Origin of the sequence: Alteromonas ponticola (assembly GCF_012911815.1) — a bacterium.
In the GTDB taxonomy this organism is placed as follows: Bacteria; Pseudomonadota; Gammaproteobacteria; order Enterobacterales; family Alteromonadaceae; genus Alteromonas; species Alteromonas ponticola.
In genome coordinates, this window is record NZ_JAATNW010000002.1 from 348,326 (window position 1) to 367,603 (window position 19,278).

20 protein-coding genes are annotated in these 19,278 nt (G+C 47.2%); 14 read left to right on the plus strand and 6 right to left on the minus strand.

Features of this window, described 5'->3' with window-relative positions; genetic code table 11:
• Nucleotides 1-110: 110 nt before the first annotated feature.
• The 6 genes from HCJ96_RS04015 (at nucleotide 111) to arsB (ending at nucleotide 4,165) form a co-directional block, all read left to right on the plus strand.
• Nucleotides 111-1,139 (plus strand): LysR family transcriptional regulator, encoded by a 1,029-nt coding sequence (locus HCJ96_RS04015; RefSeq protein WP_169209920.1) that lies wholly within the window; start codon nucleotides 111-113, stop codon nucleotides 1,137-1,139.
• 5 nt (nucleotides 1,140-1,144) lie between these two features.
• Nucleotides 1,145-1,552 (plus strand): alternative ribosome rescue aminoacyl-tRNA hydrolase ArfB, encoded by a 408-nt coding sequence (gene arfB, locus HCJ96_RS04020; protein WP_169209751.1) that lies wholly within the window; start codon nucleotides 1,145-1,147, stop codon nucleotides 1,550-1,552.
• Nucleotides 1,553-1,613: 61 nt separating this feature from the next.
• A complete protein-coding gene (locus HCJ96_RS04025) occupies nucleotides 1,614-1,937 on the plus strand; it encodes a metalloregulator ArsR/SmtB family transcription factor (RefSeq protein WP_169209752.1) in 324 nt (107 codons plus the stop codon).
• Nucleotides 1,938-1,939: 2 nt separating this feature from the next.
• Entirely contained in the window at nucleotides 1,940-2,401 is a 462-nt protein-coding gene (locus HCJ96_RS04030) for an arsenate reductase ArsC (RefSeq protein WP_169209753.1), read from the plus strand.
• Nucleotides 2,401-3,120 (plus strand): arsenical resistance protein ArsH, encoded by a 720-nt coding sequence (gene arsH, locus HCJ96_RS04035; protein WP_169209754.1) that lies wholly within the window; start codon nucleotides 2,401-2,403, stop codon nucleotides 3,118-3,120. Before HCJ96_RS04030 ends, arsH begins: the two co-directional genes overlap by 1 nt.
• A gap of 16 nt (nucleotides 3,121-3,136) precedes the next feature.
• Nucleotides 3,137-4,165 (plus strand): ACR3 family arsenite efflux transporter, encoded by a 1,029-nt coding sequence (arsB, locus tag HCJ96_RS04040; RefSeq protein ID WP_169209755.1) that lies wholly within the window; start codon nucleotides 3,137-3,139, stop codon nucleotides 4,163-4,165.
• A 55-nt stretch (nucleotides 4,166-4,220) separates the two neighbouring features.
• On the opposite strand, the gene lpdA is transcribed toward arsB, so the two are convergent.
• From lpdA to ampD, 6 genes are all read right to left on the minus strand, one after another.
• Nucleotides 4,221-5,639, minus strand: a complete 1,419-nt coding sequence (gene lpdA / locus HCJ96_RS04045) for a dihydrolipoyl dehydrogenase (RefSeq protein ID WP_169209756.1) — start codon at nucleotides 5,637-5,639, stop codon at nucleotides 4,221-4,223.
• A 152-nt stretch (nucleotides 5,640-5,791) separates the two neighbouring features.
• Complete coding sequence (gene aceF / locus HCJ96_RS04050) at nucleotides 5,792-7,807, minus strand: dihydrolipoyllysine-residue acetyltransferase (protein ID WP_169209757.1); 2,016 nt, start codon at nucleotides 7,805-7,807, stop codon at nucleotides 5,792-5,794.
• Between the two features lie 18 nt (nucleotides 7,808-7,825).
• The gene (gene aceE, locus HCJ96_RS04055; protein WP_169209758.1) at nucleotides 7,826-10,498 is read right to left on the minus strand and encodes a pyruvate dehydrogenase (acetyl-transferring), homodimeric type; all 2,673 of its coding nucleotides are present in this window, start codon (nucleotides 10,496-10,498) and stop codon (nucleotides 7,826-7,828) included.
• 143 nt (nucleotides 10,499-10,641) lie between these two features.
• Entirely contained in the window at nucleotides 10,642-11,382 is a 741-nt protein-coding gene (locus HCJ96_RS04060; protein ID WP_169209921.1) for an FCD domain-containing protein, read from the minus strand.
• A gap of 223 nt (nucleotides 11,383-11,605) precedes the next feature.
• Entirely contained in the window at nucleotides 11,606-12,445 is an 840-nt protein-coding gene (gene ampE, locus HCJ96_RS04065; protein WP_169209759.1) for a regulatory signaling modulator protein AmpE, read from the minus strand.
• Complete coding sequence (gene ampD, locus HCJ96_RS04070) at nucleotides 12,442-12,993, minus strand: 1,6-anhydro-N-acetylmuramyl-L-alanine amidase AmpD (protein WP_343034646.1); 552 nt, start codon at nucleotides 12,991-12,993, stop codon at nucleotides 12,442-12,444. Before ampD ends, ampE begins: the two co-directional genes overlap by 4 nt.
• Nucleotides 12,994-13,107: 114 nt before the next feature.
• Between ampD and HCJ96_RS04075 the strand changes: the two genes are divergently transcribed.
• From HCJ96_RS04075 to yacG, 8 genes are all read left to right on the plus strand, one after another.
• The gene (locus HCJ96_RS04075) at nucleotides 13,108-13,608 is read left to right on the plus strand and encodes a retropepsin-like aspartic protease family protein (RefSeq protein WP_246261120.1); all 501 of its coding nucleotides are present in this window, start codon (nucleotides 13,108-13,110) and stop codon (nucleotides 13,606-13,608) included.
• Between the two features lie 18 nt (nucleotides 13,609-13,626).
• On the plus strand, nucleotides 13,627-14,484 hold the full coding sequence (nadC, locus tag HCJ96_RS04080) for a carboxylating nicotinate-nucleotide diphosphorylase (protein WP_169209760.1): 858 nt from the start codon (nucleotides 13,627-13,629) through the stop codon (nucleotides 14,482-14,484).
• Nucleotides 14,485-14,724: 240 nt separating this feature from the next.
• On the plus strand, nucleotides 14,725-15,153 hold the full coding sequence (locus HCJ96_RS04085) for a pilin (RefSeq protein WP_169209761.1): 429 nt from the start codon (nucleotides 14,725-14,727) through the stop codon (nucleotides 15,151-15,153).
• An 86-nt stretch (nucleotides 15,154-15,239) separates the two neighbouring features.
• Entirely contained in the window at nucleotides 15,240-16,451 is a 1,212-nt protein-coding gene (locus HCJ96_RS04090; RefSeq protein ID WP_169209762.1) for a type II secretion system F family protein, read from the plus strand.
• 92 nt (nucleotides 16,452-16,543) lie between these two features.
• The gene (locus HCJ96_RS04095) at nucleotides 16,544-17,419 is read left to right on the plus strand and encodes a prepilin peptidase (protein WP_169209763.1); all 876 of its coding nucleotides are present in this window, start codon (nucleotides 16,544-16,546) and stop codon (nucleotides 17,417-17,419) included.
• Nucleotides 17,419-18,036, plus strand: coding sequence for a dephospho-CoA kinase (gene coaE / locus HCJ96_RS04100; protein WP_169209764.1), 618 nt, complete (start codon nucleotides 17,419-17,421; stop codon nucleotides 18,034-18,036). Before HCJ96_RS04095 ends, coaE begins: the two co-directional genes overlap by 1 nt.
• A 224-nt stretch (nucleotides 18,037-18,260) precedes the next feature.
• Complete coding sequence (zapD, locus tag HCJ96_RS04105) at nucleotides 18,261-19,013, plus strand: cell division protein ZapD (protein ID WP_169209765.1); 753 nt, start codon at nucleotides 18,261-18,263, stop codon at nucleotides 19,011-19,013.
• 34 nt (nucleotides 19,014-19,047) lie between these two features.
• The gene (yacG, locus tag HCJ96_RS04110; RefSeq protein ID WP_169209766.1) at nucleotides 19,048-19,278 is read left to right on the plus strand and encodes a DNA gyrase inhibitor YacG; all 231 of its coding nucleotides are present in this window, start codon (nucleotides 19,048-19,050) and stop codon (nucleotides 19,276-19,278) included.

Below are 19,278 nucleotides of genomic sequence, written 5' to 3' on the forward strand. Positions count from 1 at the left end.
TGCCTCCCACCAATCAATAAAAATAATTATATTTTAATATGCATTGCATCACGCATTGTTATACATTAGGGTTATCTATACATCATCATCCGGAGTGGGGTAGCATGCCTATGCGAAATAATGATTTAAATCTACTCATGATTTTTGACGCCATCATGACAGAAGGTGCTATTACCCGCGCCGCAGACCGCCTGGCAATGACGCAGCCTGCGGTGTCTAATGCGCTTTCGCGTATGCGCACTGCATGGAAAGATGAGTTATTTGTCAAAGATGGCCGCGGCATCCAACCTACCGCTTTTGCGTTGAACTTGTGGAGTCAGATAAAGGAACCACTGGGTTTGCTTGAAGATGCCGTTAATCCCAGTCATTTTGATCCTGCCACAGCACGACGAACGTTCCGCATTTCAGCATCGGATATAGTGGTAGATATGCTTTGGGGCCCCTTGCGCAGGATTATCGAAACCGAAGCACCGGGTATTAATATTTATGCAATGCCTAATGCCGCGCTGAATACTGAAAAAGTGCTTAATGATGCCGAAGCGGACCTTGTTATTGGCAAGTTTCCTATGGCTGACAACGTGGTGAGAACCGAGCAGATCCTTGAGCCCAGTTATGTCTGCGTGATGCGACCTGACCACCCACTGGCTAAGGAGCAACTTTCATTGCAGGGTTTTGCTGATGCCGACCATCTGCTGGTGTCTATCACCGGCGATGTGACCGGTATCACCGATCAGGCGTTGATGAATGTGGGCTTAAGCCGACGTGTGGCGATGTCGGTCAACCACTTTCATGCAGTTGCGCCTCTTTTGCAGCAAAGTGATTTGATTTGCGTGGTACCCTCTATTGCAGTTGAAAAAGAAATATTTTCCGGCGAGTTAGCCGTGTTCGAGACGCCGATTGAACTCGCCAAAACGCCTCTGGGAGTGTTGTGGCATAAACGCCAGGACCATGATCTGGGCTTACAGTGGCTGCGCCGTCTGGTGACACGTTTTTTACGCGAGCGCAGCGCTCAACATCAGGCACTTCTGTCTCGCTGTTGTCGTAAAGGCTATTGTCCTGATGCGCTCAAAGAGCTAATCAGTCAGCGCACTCAAGCTGACTGTTCGTTAGCAGAAACACAACTTAAAGGAATACAATAAAGGCTATGTCTGGATATCACGCCCAGCTTACCGAAAATGACGTGGAACTTACTGCCATTCGAGCACAGGGCTCAGGTGGACAAAATGTTAATAAAGTCAGCAGCGCGATACATCTTCGGTTTGATATTCATCAGTCAGTTTTACCCGATGAGGTAAAAGCGCGTTTACTCAATACTAACGATTCACGTATCACGTCTGATGGCGTATTTGTATTGAAAGCGCAACAATATCGTACTCAGGAGCAAAATCGAGTGGATGCGGTTTTACGCCTGAACGAATGGATCACGCAGTCAACCAAAATCCAAAAGAAGCGCCGTCCCACACGGGTTTCAAAAGCGGTAAAGGCCCGCCGACAGCAGGCCAAGCAAGCGAATAGTCAAAAGAAGCAACGCCGACAAAAACCCGATTTTTAATTCAAACGGTTGACATACGAAATTTCATATATATGATATCCCATATACCAAAGGAGGCTATATGGGATCTCCCCTTTCGTTTTATAAATGCCTGGCGGACGATACCCGCCTGAAAATTCTGTTGCTGATTTCCAGTCACAATGAGTTATGTGTGTGCGATTTTCAGTCAGCATTAAAGCTCAGCCAGCCGAAGATTTCACGGCACCTGGCCGAACTAAGGCGGTGTGAACTGGTGCAGGACGAACGGCGTGGTAAATGGGTCTACTATCGCATACATGATCAGTTACCCAGTTGGGCACAGGATGTACTGAAACTCACTTACCAAAACAGCCAGCATTACCTGGCCGAAAACGTCAAACAACTTTTAAGCTGTTGCGAGAATTGATTATGAAAATACTCTTTATCTGCACCCACAACCGGTGTCGCAGTATTTTGTCTGAAGCCATTACCAACCAGTTAACCGACAGCCACGTAGTTGCCCGCAGTGCGGGTAGTCAGCCCGTCGACGAGGTCCACCCGCTTTCCATCAAATATCTGGAGCAAAGTGGCTTTGATACGCTAGGTTTAACAAGTAAATCCTGGCATCAGCTTGAATCATTTGCCCCGGATGTGGTGGTGACTGTATGTGACAGCGCAGCCAGTGAAAGTTGTCCGGTGTGGTTTGGACAGGCAATAAAAGTTCACTGGGGACTAGAAGATCCATCAAAAATTGACGATGCGAAAGAAGCTGAGCGCGCTTTTTTACATACCATCGAGATTATCAGTGAGCGCGCAAAACAAATTAACCAAATCGCTTTATTGCCTAAAGAACAGTGGCAGCAAGCTTTCTCTAATCTTGGAGTTAACTGATGAGTGTGACAGATTTATCGACACCGAATTTAAATGAAGACGAATTTGCCATTCCGGAATCGAATCAATTCACGCAAACGCTTTCCACGCATAAGCCCAAAATACTGTTACTGTATGGCTCACTAAGAAAACGCTCATTCAGTAAACTGGTCATTGAAGAGTGCGCCCGCTTGCTGATCCGTATGGGGGCCGAAGTGCGCATTTTTGATCCGAAAGGACTGCCGCTGCCCGATGGTGAGGAAGATACTCATCCCAAGGTGCAGGAGTTAAGAGAACTGGTGGTGTGGTCTGAAGGTCAGGTGTGGTGCTCGCCAGAACGTCACGGCGCCATGACCGGCATTATGAAGTCGCAGATTGACTGGATCCCGCTATCGCTGGGTGCCGTGCGTCCCACGCAGGGTAAAACGCTGGCAGTCATGCAGGTAGAAGGCGGTTCACAGTCGTTTAATGTGGTCAATCAATTGCGCGTACTGGGACGTTGGATGCGCATGATCACCATTCCAAATCAATCCTCAGTGGCTAAAGCATTTCTTGAGTTTGATGATGAAGATCGCATGAAACCGTCGGGTTATTACAACCGCATTGTGGACGTAATGGAAGAGCTCATCAAGTTTACCCTGCTTACCCGCGACAATAGCGATTATCTGGTTGACCGTTACTCTGAACGGGTAGAAACGGCCGAACAATTAATGCAACGCGTCAATCAATCATCACAATAACAATAAAGGATAAATAATGGGCTTTTTCGAACGTTACCTCTCTGTGTGGGTAGGAGTGTGCATTCTGGTGGGTGTGGTGGCCGGTACGTTGGTGCCTGGCTGGTTTGCGATGGTCGCTGAGCTGGAGTACGCCCATGTTAATTTGGTTATCGCGGTACTGATCTGGCTGATGATTTACCCGATGATGATTCAAATTGATTTTGCCTCGATAAAGGATGTGGGCAAAGCGCCCAAAGGGTTGGTGCTGACTCTGGTGATTAACTGGCTGATAAAACCCTTCACCATGGCATTTTTAGGCTGGCTGTTTTTTGAAGGCATCTTTGCCCAGTGGGTTGATCCACAGTCTGCCAGCGAATATATCGCCGGTATGATTCTGTTAGGTGTGGCCCCCTGTACGGCGATGGTATTCATCTGGAGTCACCTGACCAAGGGCGATGCGAATTACACCTTGGTTCAGGTCTCCGTCAACGATGTGATCATGGTGTTTGCATTTGCGCCCATTGCGGCGTTTTTGTTGGGGGTAAGTGATATTGAGGTGCCGTGGGAAACACTGTTGTTATCAGTGGTGATTTACGTTGTACTACCCTTGCTTCTGGGTGCAATTACCCGGCTGGTCTTGCGTAAAGGTAACGATGACACGCGTCTGAATCAGTTTGTTGCCCAATTAAAGCCGTTTTCTATCATCGGGTTGCTATTAACCATAATATTGTTGTTTGGCCTGCAAGCCGAAACCATCCTGGAAAAGCCGCTGGTAATTGGTTTGATCGCTATCCCTCTGCTAATTCAGACCTACGGTATTTTTGCGCTGGCCTATTTCTTCGCATTAAAAATGCGCTTACCGCATCGGGTGGCCTCGCCTGCGTGCATGATCGGTACATCAAATTTCTTCGAACTGGCAGTAGCGATGGCCGTATCCTTGTTTGGCCTGCATTCAGGTGCGGCTCTTGCCACCGTAGTTGGGGTATTGGTTGAAGTGCCTGTGATGCTGTCGCTGGTGTGGTTTGCCAATAGAACCCGACATTGGTTTGATGCCGAAACGGCATAAATAGCTGATACAAAAACGCCCGCTTTTCGCGGGCGTTTTTTATTCATTAGCGAACTTATTTTTTCTTCGCTTTCGGGTTAGGCATATCAGTAATGCTTCCTTCGAAGATTTCTGACGCCAGACCGATAGATTCGTTAAGTGTGGGGTGAGCGTGAATGGTTAATGCCACATCTTCTGCATCCGCACCCATTTCAATCGCTAAGCCAATTTCACCTAACATTTCGCCAGCATTGGTACCCACAATGGCACCACCAATGACACGACCTGAGTCTTTGTCGAAAATCATTTTGGTCATACCGTTAGTGGCGTCAGAAGCAATTGCACGACCTGATGCAGCCCATGGGAACGTGGCCGTTTCGTAATTAACGCCCTGCTCTTTCGCTTCTTTCTCAGTTAATCCAACCCATGCTACTTCTGGCTCAGTGTAAGCAACTGATGGAATACAGCGTGGATCGAAGTAATGTTTTTTACCAGAAATTACTTCAGCAGCAACATGACCTTCATGCACGGCTTTATGAGCAAGCATTGGCTGACCGATAACGTCACCAATCGCGAAAATGTGCTCAACGTTGGTTTGTAGCTGCTTGTTCACATTGATAAAGCCACGATCATCAACGTTTACGCCAGCCTTGTCAGCGTCGATTAGTTTACCGTTTGGACGACGTCCAACCGCAACCAGCACTTTGTCGTAGCGTACCGCTTCGTCCGGCGCCTGCTTACCTTCGAAGGTAACGTACAGGCCGTCTTTTTTCGCTTCCACGTTGGTCACTTTGGTTTCGACCATCACGTTGAATTTCTCTTTATAGGACTTCATGAACACTTTCATGATGTCTTTATCTGCCGCAGGAATTAACTGGTCTAGGAATTCAACCACGTCAATCTTGGAGCCGAGTGCTTCGTATACGGTGCCCATCTCAAGACCGATGATACCGCCACCTAATACCAGCATTTTTTCTGGAATGTCTTTCAGCTCAAGTGCACCGGTTGAATCAATTACACGATCATCTTCCGGGATGAACGGCAAGGATACCGGCTCTGAACCGGCAGCAATAATCGCCTGTTCAAATTTAATCGTGGTTTTGCCGTCTTTCCCTTCTACTTCAAGAGAATTAGCACCAGTGAATTTACCGTAACCTTGCACGTGCTTCACTTTGCGCATTTTTGACATGCCTGACAGACCTTTAGTCAATTGGCCTACCACGCTGTCTTTGTAGTCGCGAAGTTTATCCAGATCGATTTTCGGTTCACCAAAGGTTACGCCGTGTGCGCCCAGGTGGGTGGCCTCTTTGATAACTTTAGCCACGTGCAAAAGCGCTTTGGAAGGAATACAACCTACGTTAAGGCAAACACCACCTAACGTTTCCCGCGCGTCGACGATGACGGTTTCAATACCTAAATCGGCTGCACGGAATGCGGCTGAATAACCACCCGGTCCTGCTCCTAATACGACTAACTGAGTTTTGATTTCGCTCATTGTGACCTCAAATCTGTCCTGTTTTTATAAAACGAATAAAGCTTCAATTTTAACGAGTCGCTTGTAGGGCGTAAAGCTAACTGGTCAAAAAGCCTCATAAAATATGTAAAAAGTGGATGAAGTCATCCTCATCCACGCGGGTTAAAGCAGATTTACAGTAAAATCTGTCTTAAATCTTCTAACACTGCTTTTAAATGTACGGCAAAACGTGCTGCAACCGCACCATCGATCACTCTGTGATCGTAGGATAGCGATAACGGTAGCATCAGACGTGGTTCAAATTCCTTGCCGTTCCATTTTGGCTTCATATCACTTTTCGATACACCCAATATAGCCACATCCGGAGCATTGACAATCGGTGTAAATGCCGTACCACCAATGCCACCAAGGCTTGAGATGGTGAAACAACTACCCTGCATGTCTGCCGCTTTCAATTTACCGTCACGTGCTTTAACACTGATTTCCATCAGCTCCTTTGACAGCTCATGGATACCTTTTTGATCAACATCGCGTACTACCGGTACAACCAGACCTCCGGGAGTGTCCACTGCAATACCTATATGGTAATACTTTTTCTGAATTAAAGACTCACCATCGGCAGAAAGTGAAGTATTAAATACCGGATAGGCTTTTAATGCATCCGCCACGGCTTTCATCATGAACACCAGCGGGGTGATTTTAACGCCCAGCTTGCGCTTCTCAGCCACCGCGTTTTGATCTTTTCTGAACGCTTCAAGATCGGTGATATCTGCTTCTTCGAACTGGGTAACATGAGGGATGGTTACCCAGTTACGGTGCAGGTTCGGACCAGAAATTTTCTGGATCCGGGTCAGTGGTTTCTCTTCCACTTCGCCAAATTTAGCGAAATCGACTTTAGGCGGTGCAATGACCTGCAAACCACCTTCACCCTGCGCCACCGAAGCCGCTGTCGCTTTCGGACGAGACAGTTCGTATTTAACGTAAGATTGCACATCCTCTTTCAGAATACGATTTTTCGGGCCGCTACCAGAAACCTGTGTCAAATCTACCCCAAACTCTCTGGCCAGACGGCGCACCGAGGGCGACGCATGCACTTTACCTGATTTTGGCTTCTCACCCGCTGACGGATGATGCGGCACCGGCGGTGGCTTGGGTCGACTGGTATCCTGAGCAGTTTCGGTTTTGCTCGGTGCAGACGATTCAGCCTGTTTGGGCTTTTCATCTGCAGCAGGTTTACTACTGCCTGCAACCTTAAGCATCAAAATCGCAGACCCCTGTGAAACCTTGTCACCCTGTTTAACCATTAACTTGGTTACCGTGCCGCCCTGAGGAGCTGGCACATCCATGGTGGCTTTGTCGGTTTCTAACGTGATCAGACCATCTTCCGCATTGATCGTATCGCCTTCAGCGACCAGTACTTCGATGATATCGACGTCACTGGCATCACCAATGTCGGGCACCGTGACTTCAATCTCTGTTTCTTCACCTGAAGCTTCGGAAGAGTCCGAGCTTTCTGACGCAGAGGCTTCAGCTTGTGGCGCTGCTGACTGTTCACTGTCAGCAGTATCGTCACTGCCGTCTTCGCTTTCCAGCATGAGGATCAGTGAGCCTTCACTGACTTTGTCACCGACTTTCACTTTTAATGCTTTAATTTTACCCGCCTGAGGGGCTGGTACATCCATGGTGGCTTTGTCGGTTTCAAGGGTAATCAGGCCATCTTCAGCTTCTACCGAGTCACCTTCGGCTACCAGAATTTCAATGATCTCTACATCAGTAGCGTCACCAATATCCGGTACTTTTACTTCTACCGTGCCACCCGAGCCAGATGATTTTGCCGCCGCTTTTTCTTGCTTAGGCTGCTCATCCGCCTTTTCAGCAGGCTCAGATTGTTCTTCTGCTTTGACGTTATCTTCTGCATCATCGGTGTTATCCGAGTTGTCATCCTCACCCTCGGCCACTTCGATTTTGGCCAGCAAGTCACCTTCACTGATTTTATCGCCAACTTTGACGCATAACTCTTTCAGTTTACCCGCAAAAGGTGCCGGAATATCCATGCTGGCTTTGTCACTTTCAACTGTGACCAGTGAACCTTCCTGCTCAACGTCATCGCCGGCATTTATACACAGTTCGATAACTTCAACGCCCTCTTCACCTAAGTCAGGTACGCGTACTTCTTTAATAGTCGCCATATTAATGATCTCCCTGATTTATGCGTAAAGCGGGTTAATTTTATCAGCGTCGATATTCAACGATTCCATCGCGCTGGCCAATGTTTTCTTGTCCACTTCACCCGCCTTGTATAATTCATACAGGGCAGCAAAAGCGATATTATTTGCATCTACTTCAAAGTGTTTACGCAGATTGGCGCGGCTGTCTGAACGACCAAAACCATCAGTCCCCAACACGCGATAACTACCGGGCACGAACGCACGCACCTGATTAGCGTAGTTCTTAATGTAATCGGTAGCCGCGATGGTTGGACCATCGATACCTTCTGCCAGCACTTCAGTGATGTATGGCGTGCGGTTATCTTTATCGGCATGTAGCATATTGTGACGGTCACAATCGAAACCATCACGGGCCAGCTCGTTAAACGAAGTGACACTGTACACTTCGGACACCACGTCAAACTGTTCAGCAAGAATGTCAGCCGCTTCCCGCACCTGTAATAAAATGGTTCCTGAACCAAGCAGCTTCACTTTACGCTTACGCTTCTTATCACCCACGGTATCTAACAGGTAAATACCTTTAACGATACCCTCTTCAATGCCTTTTGGCATTTCCGGCTGGGCGTAGTTTTCATTCATTACCGTCAGGTAATAGAATACGTTTTCCTGTTCTTCCATCATGCGACGTAAACCGTCCTGCACGATAACCGCAATTTCGTAGCCATAGGTGGGATCATAGCTTACGCAGTTAGGGATTAGCGCAGCTTGTGTATGGCTGTGTCCATCCTGGTGCTGCAAGCCTTCACCGTTCAGTGTGGTACGTCCGGCCGTGCCACCCACCAAAAATCCCCGTGCCTGGCTGTCGCCTGCGGCCCAGGCCAAATCGCCTACGCGCTGGAAACCAAACATGGAGTAGTAAATATACACCGGGATCATCGGCAAATCGTTGGTGCTGTAAGAAGTTCCCGCGGCCAGCCACGACGCCATGGCACCCAATTCGTTGATACCTTCCTGCAGTACCTGACCTTTCTGGTCTTCACGGTAATAAGCTACCTGATCGGAATCCTGCGGCTCGTATTTTTGCCCTTGCGAAGAGTAAATACCGACCTGACGGAATAAGCCTTCCATACCAAAAGTACGGGCTTCATCAGGAATAATCGGTACCACACGCTTACCAATCTGCTTGTCTTTAAGCATTGCTGTCAGCACACGCACGAACGCCATGGTGGTGGAAATTTCGCGATCACCTGAGCCTTTCGTCACAGCTTCGAACGCTTTAAGTTGCGGCGCGGGCAGCTCTTCAGTGCTTTTGTCTAAACGACGGGGCATGAAACCGTGCAGTGCATCGCGGCGCGCACTCAGGTATTTCATTTCTTCACTGTCATCATCGAACTTGTAGTAAGGCAGGTTTTCTAAATCAGCATCTTTTACCGGAATATTGAAACGGTCACGATACGCTTTCACCGCATCCATATCCATTTTCTTCACCTGGTGCGCGATGTTCTTACCTTCACCAGCGGCACCCATGCCGTAACCTTTAACGGTTTTCGCCAAAATAACCTGAGGACGACCTTTAGTGTTTACGGCGCGATCATAAGCAGCGTAAACTTTTACCGGATCATGGCCACCACGGTTAAGACGCCAGATATCTTCATCTGACATATTAGCGACCATTTCTTTTAATTCTGGGTACTTACCAAAGAAGTTTTCGCGGGTATACGCACCGCCTTTGGCTTTGTAGTTCTGGTATTCGCCATCTACCGTTTCATTCATCAGCTCTAATAATTTACCTGATGTATCACGTGCCAATAGAGGATCCCAGTAGCGCCCCCAAATCACTTTGATCACTTCCCAACCAGCACCACGGAAAGTACCTTCCAGTTCCTGAATAATCTTGGCGTTACCACGCACAGGGCCATCCAGACGTTGCAGGTTACAGTTGATAACAAAGGTCAGGTTGTCCAGGCCTTCACGTGAAGCCAGGCCGATGGCACCCAAGCTCTCCGGCTCATCACACTCACCATCGCCAAGGAAACACCATACGCGTTGTTGTGAACAGTCTTTTAAGCCACGATTAGTGAGGTATTTCAGGAAGCGGGCCAGATAAATTGCCTGCATCGGTCCTAAGCCCATGGAAACCGTGGGGAATTGCCAGAAATCAGGCATTAACTTTGGATGCGGATACGAAGATAAACCACCGCCTTCGGCTTCCTGACGGAACATGTCCAGCTGGTCTTCGCTTAGGCGACCTTCGATATAGGCGCGAGAATAAATACCAGGAGAAACGTGGCCCTGAATAAACAGGAAATCGCCGCCATCGTTGTCATTGGGCGCTCGGAAAAAGTGGTTAAAACCTACATCGTAGAGCATCGCAGACGAGGCGAAGCTGGAAATATGCCCGCCCAGTTCCAAGTTTTTCTTAGAGGCGCGCAAGACCATCATTACCGCATTCCATCTTAGCGCATTGCGAATTTTCGCTTCGATAGTTTGATCCCCTGGCATGGTAGGTTCCTGCCCGGGTGGAATAGTATTGATGTACGCAGTAGTGGCATCATAAGGTAAATGGGCACCGTTTCTTCGTGCTTTTTCAATCAATGATTCCAACAGAAAGTGCGCTCTTTCGACGCCTTCTTCTTCTAAAACCGACTCTAACGACTCCAGCCATTCTTGTGTTTCTTGTGGATCCACATCTTGGTGCATCATTTCAGTCATGGTGCCATCCTATTTTTGCTGATATAGAAAACCGCCTTCAGCCAATTCGCTGCGGGCGGATACTAATGTTTAGTTTTACTGATAGTAAGCTTTTATAGCTCACCCTCTTGGCTATTCAACATTGAATAGCCTGTTTATTACGACTACAGCCGACGCAACGCCCGTTGCACCCGACTGTCACGTTGATTAATGCTCAACAAGGTTTGTTCAATGTATGCCAGATGATCATTACACGCCTGTCTGGCTGCATCAGGGTCACGTCTTGCTATGGCTTCAACAATCGTTTTACGTTGCCCGGCTAACTCGTCATTCACGTCCACGTGCTTTGACAATATCGTCAGGTTACGTTCAATATTATCCACTAACATGCTTTGCATTGTACGCATCACATGCAGTAACACCATGTTGTGCGATGCTTTCGCCATGGTGAGATAAAATTGCCCTAACCCTTCAGCCAGTGCACGTAGCGAATGCATTGAATTTCCACCGGGTAGATCGGCTAATGCCTCTTCCAACGCAGTGTAATCTTCTGGTTGCCCGCGTAACGCAGCATAATAAGCTGACATCCCTTCCAGCGCGTGGCGAAACTCCAGTAAATCAAACTGGGTTTCTGGTCTTCGGCTTATTAATGCCATTAACGGATCCATGACCGCCGCATTAATATCACGGCTGACATAGGTTCCCCCGCCTTGTTTACGCTCAATCAGGCCACGAGCCTGCAGATTACCAATTGCCTCACGCAATGAAGGGCGCGACACGTCAAACTGTGCAGCTAATTCTCGCTCAGGAGCTAGCTTTTGTCCCGCCAGCAACGAGCCATCTAAAATCATAGACTCCAGTTGCTCGGTGATCACGTCTGCCAGTTTTTTTCGACCTTGTTGCATCCTGTCTCGTTCCAATACGAATTTTGTGCTCATTTTGTAAACAAAAGGCGCACGAGCGGGTCAATTGGTAATACCATTTTACCCGCGTAGTGTAGGTGAGAATTATGTATTGGTAAACTATGGCTTAGCCATCTTAGCTAAAACTCACATAGTGAAATTAAGAAAACCTATAATTTTCATAACCCTAAGCAATAAAGTCAACTGGTCTGACATGCCAATAAATTCAATTTAATGTACCGATTATGGTTAAAAATGCAACGACAACAATCAGGGTTTTAGTGGTACGTTTGGCTAGATCCACATAGCGTACTGGTGCGGGTTTTAGTTTGCCGGTTAACTCGCTGTCTGTCGCCGCCTTGGTTGCCACATGCGTAATGACGTGTCGGGAGGAAACCGACACATTGGTCAGGTATTTAAGCCAGATTGGTAGTGCACGGGTAAAATCGCCGATAAACAAATAAATTGCTGTGGTCAGGCGTGCCGGTACAAAGTCGAGCCACTCCAGGCACGTATGCAAGGGCGCAACAGGTAACGAATTGGTGCGCTTTGCGAATGAGTTCCAATCTCGGACCAGTGCATATAACACGACACCTGTCGGCCCGAATGCCACAAACCAGATAATGACTGCCGCAAAATAACGAAAGTTGATAAAGGCCAATTCACGCCCAACTGCCCGATTGATAGCGTCTGGGTTGTTGGCAGGCGTGTCAGGCAGTAAGTTTCCCGCAAGTAAATAACACGCTTCTGTATCATTACGGGTAACGGCATCGCGATAAGCATGATATTGGTGGGAAACCTCAGCGTTTCGCAGTGCAATAAAAACAATGAAGCAGGAGAGTAAAAAATACAGAAAGCCTGGAAGCGAAGTACTCAACAGGTAGGTTAATAACACAGGTGCCAAGACAGCAAGGGTGAGTGTGAACCCATCAGTATTATCAGCAAATAGTTTCCTCTCGCCCAACCAGTCTGCATAGCGACGAGCATACCACTGGGAATTAAAATGTTTCGTTCGGCTAACCATTCGATCCAGTATCAGCGAAATGAGTATGATGATGAGGTTCATTTTATTTTTCCTAAACTTATGGATTGCCTGTACTGACACCAATTGAACGCTTCGCCAGGATCAGTCTTTCTTCCAAATGCAATATCGCTGTGGCCGACGATGCGCCCTAACGTAATGGCAGGATAATGGCTCAGTATATCGTGGGTCAACGACGCTAAGCTGGTATATTGCGCAGCCGTAAAGGGCGCAGTATCGGTTCCTTCCAGCTCAATGCCGATGGCGTAATCATTACAGCGGCTACGCCCCTGAAAAGCCGAAACACCGGCATGCCAGGCACGTTTGGAAAAAGGCACGTATTGCTCGACGGTGCCGTTGCGACGGATCACGCAGTGCGCCGACACTTTAAGATGCGCAATCTGTTTAAAAAACGGATGCTTATTTTCATCCAGCGTGCCGGTAAACAGCGCTTCGATGTCATCGCCGCCAAACTCGCCCGGCGGTAATGACATGTTATGAATAACCAACAGCGATATATCGATATCATCAGGCCTTTCATCAAAAAATGGCGATGTTTTTTGTATAGCTGACTTATAGTAGTCGTAAGGCACAGCAGGCGCTCCTTTACCAACAATGACTAAAGTCTGACAGTCGCGACTGTAATCTACAAGCGAAAATGCTATAAAGGAAAATGAAGTGAGAAGTGAGTAAGGTGGTATAAGGCGATGTCTGAATCAGGCGGAAAATGGATGTACATCATGGCATGGGTATGTGGCCTGGGGTTGCTTGCTGCGGTGTTTAATAATGTGCTGGAAAAGCGCTATAACCCCAATCAACAACCGGATTCATATCGCTCGGGTGGGCAGGTTGAAGTCAAGCTCAAGCAAAATCGCATGGGCCACTATGTCACCAACGGCACAATCAACGGCCAAACCGTTACCTTCATCGTTGACACGGGTGCCACCGATGTGGCCATCCCAGCTCATATGCAAAACAAACTATCGCTCACACCAGGCCGTGTCGGCATGGCCAATACTGCTAATGGCACGGTGCGCATCGCGTTAACGGAAATTGATACACTGACAATCGGTGACATTCGTCTGAATAATGTGAGGGCTAATTTGAACCCGGGCATGTCGGGGGATGAAATTTTGCTTGGAATGAGTGTTTTACGTCAACTTGAGTTTACTCAGCGCGGAGATTGGTTAATATTGCGTACCTTTTAGAAAATCCGGATTATCGCAATGAATCGCCCTTCCCAACATGCTATCAGCAGCCAGGTTAAAATCGCCCTGGAAGAAGATTTAGGTGGCACGATTGATATCAATAACGATATTACTGCCTGTCTTATTGATGCAGACACCCACGCTCAGGCCAAAGTAATTACCCGAGAAGCCTGTACCATTTGTGGTGTGGACTGGGTAAACGAAACCTTCACACAAATTGACCCTGAGGTTGAAATTACCTGGTTGGTTAAAGATGGCGATCAAACCGATGCCGGCTCCACCCTCTTCAGCGTCGCTGGCAATGCCAGAGCCATCCTCACTGCAGAGCGCACGGCGCTGAACTTCTTACAGACCTTAAGCGGCACAGCCACCATCACCGCGAAGTATGCAAAGCTACTGGCGCACACTGATACCCAGATTCTGGATACCCGCAAAACCTTACCCGGCATGCGTCTGGCGCAAAAGTATGCGGTGCAATGTGGGGGCGGTAAAAACCACAGGATCGGACTGTTTGACGCCTACCTGATTAAGGAAAATCACATCGCGGCGTGTGGGTCTATACCTAATGCGATAAGTAAAGCCCGGCAGTTAAACCCGCAAAAGCCGGTAGAAGTGGAAGTAGAAAACCTCGACCAATTACACCAAGCAATTGATGCAAAAGCAGATATCATCATGCTGGATAATTTTACTAACGAACAGATCCAACAGGCAGTCGACATTAATCAGGGTCGAAGTAAACTGGAGGTATCAGGCAATATTACGGATGAGAGACTGGCTTCGTTGTCAAAACTCGGTGTCAACTACGTATCTTCTGGCGCATTAACCAAACATGTCCAGGCGATTGACCTGTCCTTGAGGCTAAATATAAAACCTTGATTAAATGGACTTTTTTGATTTAGTATCGTTTGATAAGGGCAATACGGCGGTGCCATCTGGTGTACGCAAACTAGTCAGCGCTAACACTTAGGTATAACTGACTATACTTGTCAGCAGCAAATTGCCTTCTATACTGAAAGCCAAGTACCGGGGTCGTAACCAAATTAACACGCCTCAGGTATAGGTAGAAACGAAACTTAAATTGCTAACCAAGCATATTAAACGTCCCGGAGAAAGACCATGAAACAAGTACAAGCTAACAACCAGAAAGGCTTTACACTAATTGAATTAATGATCGTTGTTGCGATCATCGGTATTCTTGCAGCGATTGCTTTGCCAGCTTACCAAAACTACACAGAGAAAGCGAGATTCACCGAGGTAACCAACGCTTCTGCTTCTGCAAAGTTAGCGGTTGAATTATGTGCACAAACCACAGGTGAACTTACCAACTGCACAGGTGGTAATAATGGTGTACCAGCAGATATCGAACGTTTAGGAAAGGTACATGGTGTTGAAACAGCAGCTAACGGCGTAATTACAGTAACTGCTTCTCCTGAGTCTGGCTTACAGACTGATGCGGACGTTCCGTACACCTTCACTCTTACTCCGACTGAAGAAACTACTGGTCTTAGCTGGGAAAGATCTTGTACCCCTGCTACCGTTTGTTAATAACGTCTTAGTCTTATACTACCAAAGCCCAGTCTACACTGGGCTTTATTGTCTCAGCCGAACTCGTTAATAATCAGGTAACCCTCATGGCTAAAGTAGCATCTATTTTTGTCTGGCAAGGAAAGGATCGTGCGGGAAATAGCCGCAAAGGCGAAATCTCAGCTACGTCTATCATGGAAGCGAAAAACCTGCTTCGCCGTCAGGGTATTTCTACAACCAAAGTAAAAAAATACGTTAAACCCCTTTTTGGTGGCGGTGGCAAAAAAATTGAGCCAGCTGACATTTCTGTAATGTCACGCCAGATTGCCACTATGCTTGGCGCCGGTGTCACCCTGATTCAGTCATTGGAAATGATAGCGCAAGGGCATGCAAAACCGTCAATGCGCAAGATGCTAACTGAGATAACTGAAGAAGTTAAGGCGGGCACGCCGTTATCCTCAGCGCTGCGCAAGCACCCTGAGCAATTTGATGACTTATATTGTGACCTTGTTGCTACCGGTGAACAATCCGGTGCGCTGGAAACCATTTACGATCGTATCGCGGTATACAAGGAAAAAGCTGAGGCGCTGAAATCTAAAATTAAAAAAGCCCTCTTCTATCCTATCGCCGTACTGGTCGTTGCCTTTATTGTTACCACTATATTACTTATTTTTGTGGTCCCCCAGTTTGAAGAGATTTTCAGTAGTTTTGGCGCTGAATTACCGGCGTTTACCCAGATGGTTTTAGCATTATCTGCTTTTGTACAAGAATATGGAATATTCATAGGCGCTGGCTTAGTTATTGCCGGTTACCTGTTCATGAAGCAATACAAGCGATCGCCAAAGCTGCGAGACAGTGTTGATAAACAAATATTGAAAATTCCTGTGATCGGCGAAATTCTGAAAAAAGCCAGTATCGCACGTTTTACTCGCACGCTGTCGACTACCTTTGCCGCCGGTGTTCCGTTAATCGGCGCATTAGACTCGGCTGCTGGAGCTTCAGGCAATGCGGTTTATCGTGATGCTATCTTGTTTATCAAAAAAGAAGTGGCCGGCGGTATGCAGATGAACACCGCCATGCGCGCGACGGCAGTATTCCCGGATATGGTGACGCAGATGATCGCCATCGGTGAAGAGTCAGGTGCGGTAGATGAAATGTTAAGTAAAATTGCCACCATCTACGAAGCCGAAGTTGACGATATGGTCGACGGCCTGACCAGCTTGCTTGAGCCATTAATTATGGCGGTACTGGGTGTGGTTATAGGGGGCTTGATTATCGCCATGTATCTTCCCATTTTTGAAATGGGTAACGTGGTTTAAAATAAACAGGCAACAATGCGCAATTTACCCATTACGCATTGTTGTCCCTTCCAGTTTCTGGCACCCTTAACCAAAAAATAAGCTAATACTTTATGGACGCCCTGATTCAGTTAAGCCTTACCAGCCCACTTTTTTTTCTCGGGCTAGTATTCATTGTCAGCCTTATGGTTGGCAGTTTTTTAAATGTAGTGATTTACCGCTTGCCGGTAATGATGGAAAGAAGCTGGCAGACTGAATACCAGCATTATTTTGCCCCCGACGCAGAAGCAGAAACGCAACCCACGTTTAATTTAGTTAAGCCAGACAGCACCTGTCCTCACTGCCAGCATAAAATTCGCGCCTGGGAAAATATTCCATTAATCAGTTATCTGTTATTAAAAGGCCGCTGCGCAAAATGTCATAGTCCCATCTCCATTCGCTATCCGCTGGTAGAGCTTTTTACCGCGTGTGCAGCAACCTTTATTGCCTGGCATTTCGGTCCTTCTACACAGGCGTTAGCGGCAGTACTGATTACTTATGTTTTGGTGGCATTGATTTTTATTGACTTGGACAAGATGCTGCTACCCGATCAGCTAACCCTGCCCTTACTATGGTTTGGTCTGATATTAAGTACCCAGAATGTATTTGTATCGCCGGTTCAGGCAATTGCTGGCGCTGCCGCTGGTTACTTAAGTTTATGGTCAGTTTACTGGGTGTTCAAACTGATCACTGGCAAAGAAGGAATGGGTTACGGTGATTTTAAACTGCTTGCCGCATTAGGTGCATTTACCGGCCTGATGGGTTTGCCCATCATCATTTTGTTTTCATCACTGGTAGGGGCATGTTTTGGTATTGTCATGATGATTACGCAAAAGAAAGGCAGTACCTTGGCCATTCCTTTTGGTCCATACTTAGCCATCGCAGGCTGGTTAACGCTGATGTATAAAACAGAAATCACTACCGCGTACCTGAACTGGGTATTAGCCTGATGAAAGCCAATCCAAAAAAAATTGTGATAGGGCTCACCGGAGGTATCGGTAGCGGTAAATCTGTGGTCAGTCAGCAGTTTGAAAAATTAGGTATTGATGTCATCGACGCGGATGTCATCGCGCGCGAAGTGGTCGAGCCAGGTACGCCCGTGTTACAGCAGATTGCGGCCCATTTTGGTGACGACATCTTACTCGCAGACGGCGCATTGAACCGCACTTTGCTTAGACAGCGTGTATTCAATAATGAACCAGAAAAAAACTGGCTCAATGCACTTATTCACCCCGCGGTTCGCCAGCACATGACTGAAGCCATTCAGGCAAGTACCAGCGCCTATTGCGTGCTGGCTGTGCCGCTACTGATAGAAAATAAATTGACCTCTATGGTCGACCGCGTACTGGTGGTGGATTGTCCCGAAGCATTACAGATTGAACGCGCCAGTCGACGCGACGGCAGTGACAGCAAACTCATCGAAAATATTATGCGGGCGCAGACATCACGACAAAATCGATTGAGTGCCGCAGACGATATTATCATCAACGATGGCCCGTTGGAGCAAATCCCGGCGTTAGTTAAGCCACTGCATGAAAAATATCTGGCGCTGACCCGCCAGCAATAATCTAATTTTTCCTGGCAAATCCGCCAACGAAATTCGTTTTCCCTCATAATTCCAGCTAAACACAGGTTCAGTAAAAAGGGCTCACGCTGAAAGCCTGTGCTGATCACTTCCTGCTCCGTTTGGGTATAATGGAGAGGTGCTGACGTTGTGAAGATCAGTATATTGCTTGAATTTTACGTGATTTTGCGGTGTAGTGCGCATCGATTATCGCAATGAGGGACTACATGACTGACTCTGTTTTTGAATTTCCACTTAAGGAGAAGGTGCGAAATTACCTGCGTATCGAACAGCTCCTGTTACAACTGAAAACGGGTGCGAAAGGCGAGAACAGTGCGTTGCAGATGTATTTTTTTGATCGGCTGTTCACCTTACTGGATTTGATTGAACGTTTGGATTTGCGTACTGATGTGCTCAAAGATATTGAGGTACACGAACGCAATCTGGTGTATTGGTCGCAGCACCCTAATATTGATAACACCGCTTTAGAACAAGCGCTACAGTCTATTTTACGTTTGAAAGAAAGATTAAAAGCCAGTAAAAAGTTCGGCAACGAATTAAAAGATGACAAATTTTTAAATTCCATCCGACAGCGATTTGTCATCCCTGGTGGTGCCTGCAGTTTTGATTTACCTAATTTGCACTTTTGGTTAGCGCAACCCTTGCAAGCACGTCAGCAAAGCATACGACAATGGATAGATGCGCTCAAACTGATTGAAGAATCTATCGCCGTGAGTCTTTCCTTTTTGCGTGAGCGCGGCCATTTCACTTCGCACACTGCCCCACAAGGGTTTTATCAGGGCGCAGCCGAGGATAAGAATGAAATGATTCGGGTAAAGTGCGATGTTTCAGCCGGTTATTACCCCACCCTCAGTGGTAACAAATATCGCTACGCAATTAGGTTCATGTGGTTTGAGCCTTCCGACCAACAAGCGTCTTCAGTAGAATCGGAAGTAACATTTTCGCTGGCCGCCTGTTAAACTTTATCTCTTCGAATACAAAGACGACAAGCTTATGAAAGTAAAATGCCCCACCTGCCAGACTGATGTGAACTGGGAGGAAAAAAGCGAGTTCAGACCCTTTTGTTGCAAACGGTGTCAGATGATTGATCTTGGCGACTGGGCAACTGAAAGCAACGCCATAGCAGGAAAGCCTGCCACCAATACCAATGATGCAATAGCGGTTGATGTTGAAGAAATTGAAGCATTGCTGGCTAAGCAGAGCGATTCTTTTTTCACTCACTAG